This is a genomic window from Reichenbachiella agariperforans (genome assembly GCF_900142205.1).
Taxonomy (GTDB): Bacteria; Bacteroidota; Bacteroidia; order Cytophagales; family Cyclobacteriaceae; genus Reichenbachiella; species Reichenbachiella agariperforans.
In genome coordinates this window covers 21374-34112 of sequence record NZ_FRAA01000010.1, presented here as the reverse complement: position 1 = coordinate 34112, position 12739 = coordinate 21374, and the positions used below count along the sequence as shown (strand labels likewise).

General features: G+C 43.7%; 12 protein-coding genes. All 12 read right to left on the bottom strand.

Annotated features, from left to right (window positions below):
- Nucleotides 1-128 precede the first annotated feature (128 nt).
- Nucleotides 129-1874, bottom strand: coding sequence for a lysine--tRNA ligase (gene lysS, locus BUB99_RS18425; protein WP_073125062.1), 1746 nt, complete (start codon nt 1872-1874; stop codon nt 129-131).
- A 266-nt stretch (nt 1875-2140) separates the two neighbouring features.
- The gene (locus BUB99_RS18420) at nt 2141-2791 is read right to left on the bottom strand and encodes a peroxiredoxin-like family protein (RefSeq protein ID WP_073125060.1); all 651 of its coding nucleotides are present in this window, start codon (nt 2789-2791) and stop codon (nt 2141-2143) included.
- A gap of 286 nt (nt 2792-3077) precedes the next feature.
- Complete coding sequence (locus tag BUB99_RS18415; RefSeq protein ID WP_073125058.1) at nt 3078-4577, bottom strand: ArnT family glycosyltransferase; 1500 nt, start codon at nt 4575-4577, stop codon at nt 3078-3080.
- Nucleotides 4578-5074: 497 nt separating this feature from the next.
- Nucleotides 5075-8443, bottom strand: a complete 3369-nt coding sequence (locus BUB99_RS18410; RefSeq protein ID WP_221407533.1) for a M4 family metallopeptidase — start codon at nt 8441-8443, stop codon at nt 5075-5077.
- Nucleotides 8444-8874: 431 nt separating this feature from the next.
- Nucleotides 8875-9003 carry a hypothetical protein gene (locus BUB99_RS20705; RefSeq protein ID WP_262501927.1) on the bottom strand — a complete coding sequence of 43 codons (129 nt, stop codon included), beginning with the start codon at nt 9001-9003 and terminating at the stop codon, nt 8875-8877.
- On the bottom strand, nt 9004-9303 hold the full coding sequence (locus BUB99_RS18405) for a hypothetical protein (protein ID WP_073125054.1): 300 nt from the start codon (nt 9301-9303) through the stop codon (nt 9004-9006).
- 761 nt (nt 9304-10064) lie between these two features.
- Complete coding sequence (locus BUB99_RS18400) at nt 10065-10250, bottom strand: hypothetical protein (protein WP_073125052.1); 186 nt, start codon at nt 10248-10250, stop codon at nt 10065-10067.
- Nucleotides 10251-10349: 99 nt separating this feature from the next.
- Nucleotides 10350-10526 carry a hypothetical protein gene (locus BUB99_RS20495; protein WP_170863848.1) on the bottom strand — a complete coding sequence of 59 codons (177 nt, stop codon included), beginning with the start codon at nt 10524-10526 and terminating at the stop codon, nt 10350-10352.
- 7 nt (nt 10527-10533) lie between these two features.
- Nucleotides 10534-10884: a cupin domain-containing protein gene (locus BUB99_RS18390; protein WP_073125049.1), complete on the bottom strand. Its 351-nt coding sequence runs from the start codon at nt 10882-10884 to the stop codon at nt 10534-10536.
- Between the two features lie 349 nt (nt 10885-11233).
- On the bottom strand, nt 11234-11794 hold the full coding sequence (locus BUB99_RS18385) for a helix-turn-helix domain-containing protein (RefSeq protein ID WP_073125048.1): 561 nt from the start codon (nt 11792-11794) through the stop codon (nt 11234-11236).
- A gap of 104 nt (nt 11795-11898) precedes the next feature.
- A complete protein-coding gene (locus BUB99_RS20645) occupies nt 11899-12072 on the bottom strand; it encodes a hypothetical protein (protein WP_245816880.1) in 174 nt (57 codons plus the stop codon).
- Nucleotides 12050-12385, bottom strand: coding sequence for a helix-turn-helix transcriptional regulator (locus tag BUB99_RS20640; RefSeq protein WP_245816878.1), 336 nt, complete (start codon nt 12383-12385; stop codon nt 12050-12052). The genes BUB99_RS20645 and BUB99_RS20640 overlap by 23 nt, the downstream gene beginning before the upstream one ends.
- Nucleotides 12386-12739: the final 354 nt, after the last annotated feature.

Below are 12739 nucleotides of genomic sequence, written 5' to 3'. Positions count from 1 at the left end.
CCTGAAAAACTGATGTATCTCAAAGGCTATAAAAAAAGCGACAAACTGCTAGGCTCGTCGCTTTCTCTTGTTTTTTGCCTCGATCAATTCGTCTAATTTCTAGAGTCTAATGATCGAGAATCTACATGTCACTCTTCGCCTGCTTTGGCGATCCAGCCCTGCACGTCTTCTAGGCTAGGGTTCTTTACCTCTTTGAGTTTCATCTTCTTTTTGTTGCCACAGACATCTTGGTGTAGTTTTCCATCTTTGGCTTCTGCGAATTGTTGCTTGGTGACCATGCCAATCTTCTGTAGGATTTGGATGAGGTCTTTGGCCACACCAAGTTCTTCGTACTGTGCTGCCGTGAGTGCTACGACTTTCTTCTCAGGCTTCATCTGGGGGAAGAACAAGACGTCTTGTATCGAGTTGGAGTTGGTCATCATCATCGAGAGACGATCGATCCCAATACCCAGTCCTGCCGTAGGAGGCATGCCGTACTCGAGTGCTCGGAGGAAGTCCTCGTCGAGTACCATCGCTTCGTCATCGCCACGCTTGCCGAGTTCGAGTTGCTCTTCGAATCTCGCACGTTGATCTACAGGATCGTTCAACTCTGAGAACGAATTACAGATTTCCTTGCCGTTGGCGATCGCTTCGAAGCGCTCTACCAACCCTGGCTTGTTTTTGTGTTTTTTGGCGAGTGGTGACATCTCTACTGGGTAGTCGGTGATGAAGGTCGGTTGGATCAACTGACCCTCGCACTTCTCTCCGAAGATCTCGTCGATGAGCTTGCCTTTGCCCATGGTTTCGTCGATGGGTACGTTGAGTTTTTGGGCGGTCTCTCTCAGTCCTGCTTCGTCCATCTCGGAGATGTCGATACCTGTGAAGTGTTCGATCGCTTCGAACATCGTGTAGCGCTTCCAAGGTCGCTGGAAGTTGATGATGTTGTCACCGACTTGTACTTCGGTCGTGCCGTGTAGATCCATGGCGACTTTTTCTACCATGGCTTCTGTCAAGTCCATCATCCATTCGTAATCCTTGTAGGCCACATAGAGCTCGACTTGAGTGAACTCTGGGTTGTGGAAGCGGGACATGCCTTCGTTACGGAAATCCTTGGAGAACTCAAATACGCCATCGTACCCTCCGACGATCAATCTTTTCAAATACAACTCGTTGGCGATACGCAAATAGAGCGTCATGTCCAGTGTGTTGTGATGTGTCTTGAACGGACGTGCCGCTGCTCCACCGTATAGTGGCTGTAGGATAGGGGTTTCTACCTCTAGGTATCCTCGGTCTGCGAGGAAGGTTCTCATCGAATTGACGAGTTGTGTTCTTTTGACGAAAGTCTCGCGAACTTCTGGGTTGACGATCATGTCGACATAGCGCTGTCTGTAGCGCATCTCTGGATCGGTGAAGGCGTCATAGGTCTTGACGTTTCCGTCGGCGTCTTTGGCTTCCTTGACGATCGGTAGCGGCTTGAGCGACTTGGTCAGTAGCTTGAGCGAAGTGACGTGTATCGATATCTCGCCCACTTCAGTGGTGAATACATAGCCTTTGATACCGATGATGTCACCGATATCCATCATTTTTTTGAAGACGGTGTTGTAGAGGCTCTTGTCCTCATCTGGGCAGAGATCATCTCGTCGCAAATAGATCTGGATACGACCTGAGGCATCCTGCAGCTCCGCAAAAGATGCTGATCCCATGATGCGTCGACTCATCAGTCGACCTGCGATAGAAATATCCTTGTAGTCTGTCTTTTGCTTCTCGTAGTTTTGGTGAACGTCCTTGGTGGTCACGTTCACTTCGAAGGTGTCAGATGGATAGGGATCAATGCCCGATTGCATCAATTGCTCTCTGGCTTGACGTCTGATTATTTCCTGTTCGCTTAAAATCATGGTATTGTATAAAAATTAAGCGGCAAAATTAATTTATTCGGTCAATACTGTGCAGGGATTGACCAATAATATTAGGCGCGTGTGAGAGGGATTTAGGTTTTACCCAGCCCTCTTGTGACGTAGCGTGATTGGACATGCCATTGGGCTATTTCGTCCTTGTAGAGGATACTGGGGTTGCAAGGCAGTTATGAGGGATAGGTACCGCTGGGTATTCGTAGAAAAGCTTCTGCTTTGGGCGTATACCAAAATCGTTGTATGCGCTTTGTTTAGGACATGTTTTTCAAGACGTCAATAATTTCTTCAGGTTCTGAACGTGTTCGATAGTCAACGTTGACATAATTCCATAGGACTATCCCATCTTGCCCGATGATGAACGTGGCTGGAATCGGTAATATACTACTGTTGCCGTTATTGATTGTTTCCAAATCAAGGTCGCGATCCACGCGCATGTGTTCCTTCAAAAATGCGGGCACTTCCCAGGCTATGCCGTATTGAGAGGCAGTTTTCGCATCTTGGTCTGACAATACGGTGAAATCCATTTCTGTTATTTCATTTTTGCTCATTGATCCATCAGGTACTTGTGGGCTGATGGCAACCAATGTCGCACCCAGTGCATGAATCTCATCTAGTCGAGCCTGCAAGGCGCTAAGCTGTAAGTTGCAATAAGGACACCAACTGCCTCTATAAAAGGTCAGCACAAGTGGCCCTTTGGCTAGTAGAGTGTCTAAGGATCCCAACTTGCCCTCAGCGTTGGGGAGTTCGAAAGCTGGCGCTTTTTGCCCAACTTGAATCGCATCATCGCCTTGTTGAAAAGCTTTGGCTTTTCGGATGATATCGTCAACCCCTTTCATGAAGTCAGGATTAGCTTGTCGCCCTGCTGCAATTTTGGCTTCTGTCTGTTCTTTTAAGGTTTTCATCGTTTTCTTTTTAGGACTTATGTTGTTCTCAATACGTCTAGTTTAGGATTCTGATCGTGCGCTATATCAAGTAGTCTACTAATATTCAAAGTCTACAGCTCTATTTGGGTTGACCAAACTAATCCATCTGCGTGAGACTTTCGAGTCGTCTCTAGTCATTTGTATGGGTATGCATGAGGACGACCTTGGTCTCTCTGTAGTGGCTTGCCGCGTGAGCACTAGAGTGAATCCTAGCAACAGCCGTGCTGTTGAGGTTTGACGAATCCTTAGAAGTGAGGGTTTTGGATCAGTCAAAGATATGCGCTTCATAGTCTCTCCACCATTTATCAATGTCAACTTTGGGTTTTCGGCAGAGGTATAGTGGGATATTGTTCTCTTCTGCGATGGCATACGGGTGTATGATTGTTTTTATCAGTTTTACCTCTTCAAAAACAGACATTATAGCTGGTTTCTCATTGCCCAAACTTATCCATACGGTAGCCTTTGTGTCGCCATAGCCCCAAGTCCAAAAACTTCCATGCCTGCTGATGGGATCTGGGAGCTGGTATTTCTTTCCTAGTATTTTGAGGGCTCCTGCTTCGCCATAGTTTTCTGCCCAGAGCACACAGTGCTGTCGTTCTATGGGCGTGAGGGATCGGTAGACACTATCTACGAGTTGGACCTGCTCTTCCCAGCCAAACATATCTGCATAGTCCCCTGTCAGCTCGATACGCCCTTTTTCTTCTTTTAGTCCAGCATATTTTACGTAAGTATCGATCGGTAGAATGGGTGTTGCTTGGGGGATGAAATAGAGGGATGGCAAGAGCACAATGGCCGAGACGATATACATGAGGGCTGGCTTTTTGGTGAGGAGTGCTTCGAGCTTTACCGCTCCCGCCGCGAATAGAGCGGGGTAAATAGCAAAGACATAATAGGCTTTGGCGTGAAGCAACCACATGGTGGTGAAAATCACCAAAACGGCTACTCCTATGGCGCGGTATTTTTTTAAGTTTTGATCCGCGACCATGGTGACTACTCCGATGAGGCTAACGACTAGTGTGAAGGGGTACTCCAACTGATCCATGCCAAAGGCGATCGGGTCAGTGTCGTCCAGTTGATATTGGTTCAGCGCTTGGAGGTGCTTTAGGATAGGGTAGTCATGGAGCACTTGCCAGATGACGTTGGGCAAGAAGATGACTAGCGACAGGCACGCAGAGAGGTAAAGCCATTTGTATCTGAAAAGGCGTCCTCTCTCGTAGAAGAGCAAACCGATGCAGGTACTAAAAGCCCAAACCAAGAGGGTGTATTTGGTCATCAATCCTAGTCCTAGTGTGATGCCTACTGCCAGCAGGTGCTTTTTGTGGGGGGAGTTGATGAACTTGATCACAAAGTAAAACCCCAAGGTCCAAAACAGTTGGTCAAAAGCCACGGGTTGGAACAGGGTATGGTTTCGGTAAAAGGGGAGGAAGGAGAGGATAGAAACCCCTGCCAGTACAACGGCCTTGAGCTTTCCGCCCAACTCTAGCGCCATGAGACAGCAGAGGATGAGGATGCCCACACCGGCCAGCGTAGGGAAGAGCCGGACTCCCCAAAGCGCGTAATCAAACAGCAAATAGGACAGCTTCCCCAGCAGAGCGATCAGTGGAGGAAACTCCATAAATCCCCAATCGAGATGCTCACTGACGGAGAGGTGAAGCAATTCGTCGCGATGAAAGCCATACCGTTGGTTGCCGAGGCATTGGATCAGTAGCTTGATGCCCGATAGTGTCAGGATGATTGGAAGGTATTTCTTGCTGGATGGGTGCATGTGTGTCGTTTTGTATCAAGTTAGCCACAGCAAAATACTTTAGTTTCTTCGAAAGTGTAGCGATGATGTGATAAACGGCTTGGCTAGCTTCTTTCTATTCTTATTCGACATTGCAAATGACTTAGAAGGTTTTTGTCTCATTTTGACATGCGACTAGGAAATCGGGTACTAGGACAACTAAAACCAAGAATGAAGGATTAAATAGAAAAAAAGACAATCCAAAGCAGGACTACATTCTAACCTGTTTACTCATCAAAGGATTAAGATTATCTTTGTATACTCATATCCGTATTTATCTAAAACCTGTCAACTTTTTCTAGGATGCTTCCATATTTACAATAATGACCGACCTCACTGGAGCTGTTGGATGAATACGCCTGCCAATATACACCAGTAAGACAAGGTCAAAATAAGAACCTACAAAAACAAAAATCGCATCGAGTCAAAACCCGATGCGATCTAAATATTTATCCTAAAACTATATCGCTTATTTAAGACTAGTCATTCTTGCTAATCCTATAGACTTTCAGTTCATCTTCGATTCTCACTTGCAGTAGATAAATACCACTTGGTGAGGTAGATAAATCAAATTCTGATTTGCCCACTGATGTATACAGTACTCTTCCAGTTACATCCAATAGTTGAATATTAGCATCGGTAGGAATCCCTTCTATTTTTACCCAATTGGTAGTGGGGTTAGGATAGACTAGAATGTTTTCAAAACCGCCAGTTTCAATAACGGCAACCGAGTTTGCAGGCAAATCTCCAAGTTCGTTGACCATATTTACCGTAAAGGCTGAGCCACTGATACCCACTATCGTGACCTGATCAATGTAGATCAAATCATTGTTTGCACTGGCATCACAGACGAACCTAAAACCAGAATTGCTACTAAAGGTATAGGTAGAGGGATCAATTGAAACATTGGCCACATAGAAACTATTATTATCAAAACTAGTACCACTCACATATGTCGCAATGGTCTGCCATGATGATCCATCATAAAATTGTAACCAGAAATCTTCCCCCGTTTCCATACCAAATGGATAGAAATAAAACGATATGTCTATGGCGTCATAGGAACTAACATCGACTCCTGTATAGCTCATGGACGATCCTGTACCGGAGTTATCTCTGATATAAATGGAATAACTCCCTTCAAATGATCGCGAACCAGAATATCTGGCTACATCGCTCCCTCCATCGGTCCAACCATCCCATCCTGTTTCAAAATAGCTTTCGATGAGGATATCGGATCCAGAACCGCCTCCAGAACTGGTAGTTACTGAGGTTGTAGCTGGAGAAGACGTATTTCCCATGGCATCATAGGCCTCTACCGAAACTGCATAATTCGTTGATGCCACAAGACCAGCAAAAGAATAGCTCGTGGAAGTAGTAGTGCCCTCTAATGCACCATCCAAATACACTGAATAGCCAGCAACACCTACATTGTCAGTAGAAGCTGTCCATGAAACATCAAAAGAAGAACTGGTTATATTAGAAGCTGTCAAAGCTGTCGGTGTACTTGGCGTCTGTGTGTCTCCAGACCCATCGATCAATGTCACCGTGTAGTCCTCTACCTCTCCATAAGAAAAGCTTTCACACGAGGTAGGGATTCCGTTGTACTTCATAGCTACCCTCATTCGTGTGCTGCTAGTAGTGGCAGTAGTAGGGACAGTAAAAGATCCTGACACAGAAGCGGTTTGATTAGCGGCCATAGACCAAACCAATTCATCAGAATCAGTAAAATCCCCGTCTTGGTTGTAGTCAATCCACATTGCATAACCTTCGTTATAGATAGTACCTGTCCATACTGGTGTGACCGTGATGGTATAGGTATTACCTTTCACTAGACTGGTAGATATCGAAGTGAAATCTCCATATCCGCCACTGGAAGCACTTGTAGAATTATTGATTGTATTGAGCTGTACAGTACCAATGTACTCATCTGAAGTGTTGTTGCCATTAGAAGCACAGTAAATCAATGGGGTAGTACCTGTAGTGCTTACACTGAGAATAGATGATGAACCAGAACCTCCAGTAGTACAATTGGCTGCAACAGAACAACTATACGAAGTACCAGATTGAAGGCTCGTCGCATCGTAGCTCGTACCGCTGACAGTAGTAGAAGTTGAGCCCACTGTTACAGTATAAGATGTAGCACCTGATACCGCATCCCAACTTAAGGTAAACGAGTCGTCTGCCACGTTAGACGAAGCAAGACTTCCTGGGGCTCCCAAAGTACAAGTTGTGACATATTCGGCACCAACTCCCACTGCATACCAAGAGTTGGTCACAGCTATCTCTTGGGGTGACCCACTGCCATATAGATCTTTGGCGGATTGTATAGAGTACGCTCTAAAATCAGCATAATTAGAAGAAGAAGTCAGATAGGTAGATTCCGTACGCCATGTGATAGCAGCGGCAGCATCTATGCCAATACCTGCTACGCTATAGGAGTCGCCTAGGTCGTTGGTGTCGGTTTCTCCTACTGCTAGGACATAGTACCAGTGATTGGTTACTCCACTATTGGTATGCACCCCACAATAATCATTATTATTGCTAGGAGTACAGTTTTGACTCACCCAATAAGTCCCTCCGTAAGTATCAGGATCTCCATAGGCTTTGGGATTGGACATGGATCTAAATGTTTGACCAATTTCCGTCCCTAGATTCCACAAGTCTTTGGTCGTTCCATAGTTTTGGTTGGTATAATATTCTACACTGGCTCCCCATATATCACTAAGCCCCTCGTTCATGGCGCCAGATTCCTTTTCATAGATCAAATCGGCGGTACCTTCACAATAAGCATGTCCAATCTCATGCGCTGTAATATCCACGGTAGTCAGTGGGTCTAGGCTATTGCCCTTGCCGTACACCATGACATATCCAGTCCAAAAAGCATTGTCATTGTATCCAGAGGGGTAATTAAATACATCTTCTATGTCCGTGTTTACATAACTGGTTATTGCTGCTCCATTGTCATTGTAACTATCCCGTCCAAAATTGGTAAAGAAAAAATCATAGGTTGCTTCTGCGGCAAAATGCGCATCCAGAGCGGCGTTATCCTTGTCTGTATTGTTGAATTCAGCAGCAGTCCAATTGTTGTCACTATCGGTGTACTCCGAGGCATTGGTCGGTGCACCAGTAGTGCCATTGTAAGTTGTGGAAGTCGTGGCGTCATAGGTCAGTACTCCGTTTCCTCTAGAGTAATCTCGCAACCTATAGGAACCATTAAAACTATCCGTGATGATAGTTTGTGTACCACTGTATCGAGTCGCTGCTGAACCTGTTGCATCCGCATGCTTGATCACACTATTGTACCTCACTACTTCGCCAGTGAGTGCATCGACATAGATGTAGGCATTTACATATGGATCAGCCGCGATGATGTGGTACTTGTATGTCAATCTAGATTTGTAACCGTTCGCAGTATTCTGGATAATGACCAACTCTCCCTCAGGTTTTTCGAAATTCTCGCCTGAAGCAATTCTCATATTACTCGAGGTGTTTTCCCAGGCAAAACTCTTAGCTTGCGTTGCACTTTTTGCAGCTTCCAGTGCTGTGGACGTTGACAAAGATGGAGAAACAGATATGTCTTCTATCTCTCGATAATTGCCTGTCATCAAGGTTGTTTTTCCATCCTTGGAATGAATCGTATAAGTGGAGCCTTCTACTTTGATTCCTTTGTAGTAATGTTGAAACTTTTGGTGTTCCATACCCAGATCATCTTTTTCAATTTTAAGAGACCGCATCTCTTCGTGAGCATTCATTCCTAACTCCTGCTTCATCAAAACTTGAGGTGTCTGATCAATCTTTGCAGCGTTTACTTTGATTATGTTTTTGTCATTTGTCTGTTGCGACATGTTTTGTCCATGGGATGAATATACGATTCCCATGACAAGAAATAAGTAGCATAACTTTTTCATTGTTAACTGGTTAAGTGATTAAAAAGAAAAGAAGTTAGCACATGCATTGATAAAACACAATACCCGGATTTTGCCATATTTATGTTTTTTTAATCACTTTATCAAAATTTAATTCTGATATTTCTGTATTTAGTACAATAAAATAAATGAACTACTTGTGTGTGAAGTAGCATGTAACGGTTTAATTAAGGTTTTGGGAAATGAAGCACTTGTCTAAATGCAATTCCAGCTCTTTCAGTGCTACGATCAAATAAAATTCAGTTTTTGATAAAAAAAATAATCAACTGAGCTTCAGTGTTATACAAATCATGTGATTGTTGACCGAAATCTTCCAAAAATGGACTACTACCAAAAAGTGAAGGTGTGATTTAGTGAGCCAGTACGAGAACTGCTTGGTCTGTCCTGACGAAGGAAGTATTGGGAGGTGTGAGAGGCGCACCGTGGGCGATAAGCCCAAGGCAGTCTATTTGATCGGCAAAAGGTATTTTATTTTTCAATCATTCTAATTCTAACCAAACTTGCCATAGAGCATAAAAACCTGCCAAGGTTGTTCCAACAGCTACTAATATGTTATAAAGATCATCTTTTAACCTCTTTCTTTTAATATCCTTTAATTGTTGTTTGTATCCTCCGTATCGATGAAAAATTATTCCTTCATAATTAATAGAAAACACCCATTTATCTGATTCATCTACAGTTAGGTATCTATCTAAGCTTAATTTCTCTGAAATTATATAAGCTTCATGTGGGTTGATTTTAAGTCCTGTTAATTCACATATACTCTTGCTATGTCTCAATTGAGTATTCCCTTTTTCAATGCCATTTTATGTGTGTCTGAAAACCCGCGCAGATCTGATGTAAAGTCTGCGCGGACTTGAAGGAAAACCTGCGCAGATCTGATGTAAAGTCTGCACGGACTTGAAGGGAAATCCGCGCAGATTTAATAAAAGTCTGTGTAGATTTTAGGCAAAACCTGTACGAGTTTGAGACAAAACCTACTGTGTCTTGCGGCAAAACCTCAGCAGACTTTAGGAAAAACTTCAGTAGGGTTGGGACTACATCTGCGCGGATTTTTGGATGTATGTTTTTAGCTAATGAATCTACCCCTAGCGTGTTCATTTAGTCTGGCATCTTCAAGGTGAGAACCTTGGGGCGGTACGGCTTCTATTGTTTGGCTATTTCGTTGATTTCATCGCATGTGCGGATCATTCACTCTCTTTGATCAGGGTTGCTACCTTATTGAAAACCATTTCGAAATCGTCGCTTTCTGTATAGTGTGTATAAACCGCAGCTACGGGAGTCAGGATGTCAAAGTCAGATTTTTCGACATTTCCAGTCGGAGAATTTATTATAGTTTTTAACAAAACCACGTCTCATATACAGCTGTTACAATCGCTATTTTTAATGAAAGTTGTTATTTGGATAGAATAACCAAGAACCTCTCTACCCCTAACCTTTGCCAAAACAGAACGCTAAGGGAAAGCACATAAACGTATAGGTATCCTCCTCGATCCACTCCTTTTATCCATTCTCATCACAATGGTTTAGCCGTGACACATCAATGATTTTGAAGCTCTGTTATCATTCCTTCGAGCTCTGTTCTTGACGTATTGAGTTTTTGGGCTAGCCGGTCAAGCATGTTGTCTTTGTAGCCTTCTTCGTATTCAAAGTCCGCATCGTTAAGGGTGGAAAATTTCCATTTCAGCATGATTTTGATTTCTCGCCAGCTTCTAATGATGTTCATGATTGCATTTGGTTTACTTGCTGTATATATGGCGCGTGCTACGCTGCGCCATGATCGCCCTTTTGCTTTGGGGGGGCTGGACATGGTTAGGCCGGAGGTTTAGGGCTGTGGTTTGTCGATCAGTTCTCTTTCGAATAGAGCCAACTCTTTTCGAGTCGGGTCATCAGGAAACTGGCAGTAGTAGATTCTTTTGATGTACCGTCGCACGATCAATTTGACTCTCTGGTCTGTCTGCGTATATACGGTGTCTCCTTTTTTGTATTTGTGTTCTTTCATGATGATGTTATACACTTATGTCTTCGTACCCACTTTTGATGATGGTGGATAGTATTTTGAATCGTACATGGGCTTTTATGCTATTGGAGGAGTGTGCGGGGATGATCATGAGTTGCCCAGTTTCGAGTAGCGTCGCGTGCCCGTCTATGACTACCTCGGCAGTCCCATCGATCACCTGTATCAGGCGGTCAAAGGGAGATATTTTTGTCGCTAGCTTCTGCCCTGTATCAAAAGAAGAGAGGCTTACTGTGCCAGTCTTCTTTTCGATGATGGATCTGATGACTACCGAATCGGATAGGTAATCAACAGCATCTACTAGCTGATGAGCTTTAGAGGGCTCTATGTCATTAGTTGTCATACCATTCTACCTTTCGATCCGCTGTGTTTTTTAGACACAACTGCCGGTGACCTAGTTGTCATTGCGTTTTTTCTCTATGCGTTTGGCTGCTTTGGCTGCACGTTTTTCTTTGAGGTTTTTGACAGCTTCTTTTTTGCCCGATTTTAGTTTACCTTCTTTTTCCTTTGACATGATTTCTTGATTCTGTGGGATGGAAATCTAGTCCTACTGGATAGATTGTCCAAGGACACAAAGCTCGGTAGTAGCGGACAAATAACGTTACATACTGATGGGCTAGGGTTACATATATCCCATGTTTTGCTTTTTAATCTGTCCGTCAAATAATTGAATATGGCGTGGAGCGTAAGGGCTACAGATCCTCCAGATTTGCTTTTCGTTTGTCTTTGAGCTGTTTGTAAAAGGAGGGGGTCAACCCTGTGACTTTCTTGAACTGATTGGATAGGTGGGCGACACTGCTGTAGTGCATTTTGTAGGCGATCTCAGTGAGATTTAGTTCGTCATAGATGAGCAATTCTTTGATGCGCTCTATTTTGTGCAGAATGATGAACTGCTGGATCGTGATTCCTTTGACCTCCGAAAAGGTGTTGGCCAAATAGGTGTAGTCATAGTCTAATTTTTCGCTGATGTAATCCGAATAGTTTACATGGGGCAGCTCATCAGAGTAGTGGATCATTTCGGTAATTACATTTTTGATCTTTTCTATCAAAATGCTCTTCTTGTCATCTAGTAGTTCTAGCCCTGATTTTAGCAGGTTTTCTTTCAGCTGCTTTCGTTGTACTGGAGTTATGTCTTCCAATATCTCAATCATACCCAATTCAACTATGGCGTATTGGATATCCAGTTTTTTCAACTCTTCTCTTACCATCATTTTGCAGCGCAAACTGACCATGTACCTGATGTATAATCTCATGACGGATTTTGGGGATATTGCTTACTTACTATTTTGGTAAGGTAGTGCACTCTACCTATTGCCCCATCATATGAATAGAGTATTCTGATGTAGGGTATATGGGATCATGCATATGCGACCGAGCAGAACGATGGCTCACGGTCAGTGGCTATGCCCTCCTTGTTGATGTATTGTATTTTGATCAGGTTGTAGTTGGTGAGTGCATATTGTAGGTCAGACAAATTGGAGCTGTTTCTTTCTTGATTCAGTGCTTCGTTATATTGGGTTCGGTCCGCCAATAAGTTGGCTTTGTCTTGGATCGTATATCTGAGGATGGATTTTATCCATAGCCTCCGAGTAGTCCTGTACAAATGAGGCGTCTTTACTTTTCAAAACCAATTGTTCGGCTAGGATCAAGGTGTTGGCCTGTTGTTCGGTGAACATGATTGGTGGGATTCTAAATCCCCCCATTAGGGTATACCCCTTGCCTTCTTCGGTCAAAATCGGGACGCCGGCTTTCTCCAGTGCTTTTATGTCCCGATAGATCGTTCGTCGCGTGACCCCAAATTTTTCGGAAAGGCTTGCTGCCGTTACGATTCTTTTGGTCTGCAACTGTGTTAGTATGGCAGTCAGTCTCGAAATTCTCTTGATGTCATCTCATTCCATTCCCTATTCGTTGAGTTTACGTTGGTTATCGCTAGATAGCCCTCCGTATAGTACTGTGACTGTACAGGCGCTGTTATTTAGGTGTTGATTTTAATGTTTTTTCGAAAGTCATGTAAACGGCATGGAGCAAATCGTCTCCATGTGTCTTGTCTTCAAAAAAAGTCGTAGCACAAATCCGTGTTTTCGTTCGTGTTAGTACCCATTTTGTTTCCGTCGGATTTTTTCACGTATAAAGATTCTTGCATCTTTTTGGGGATTTATTAGCCTAGTATTTTCAATGCGGGTAACTCAGATCGTCTA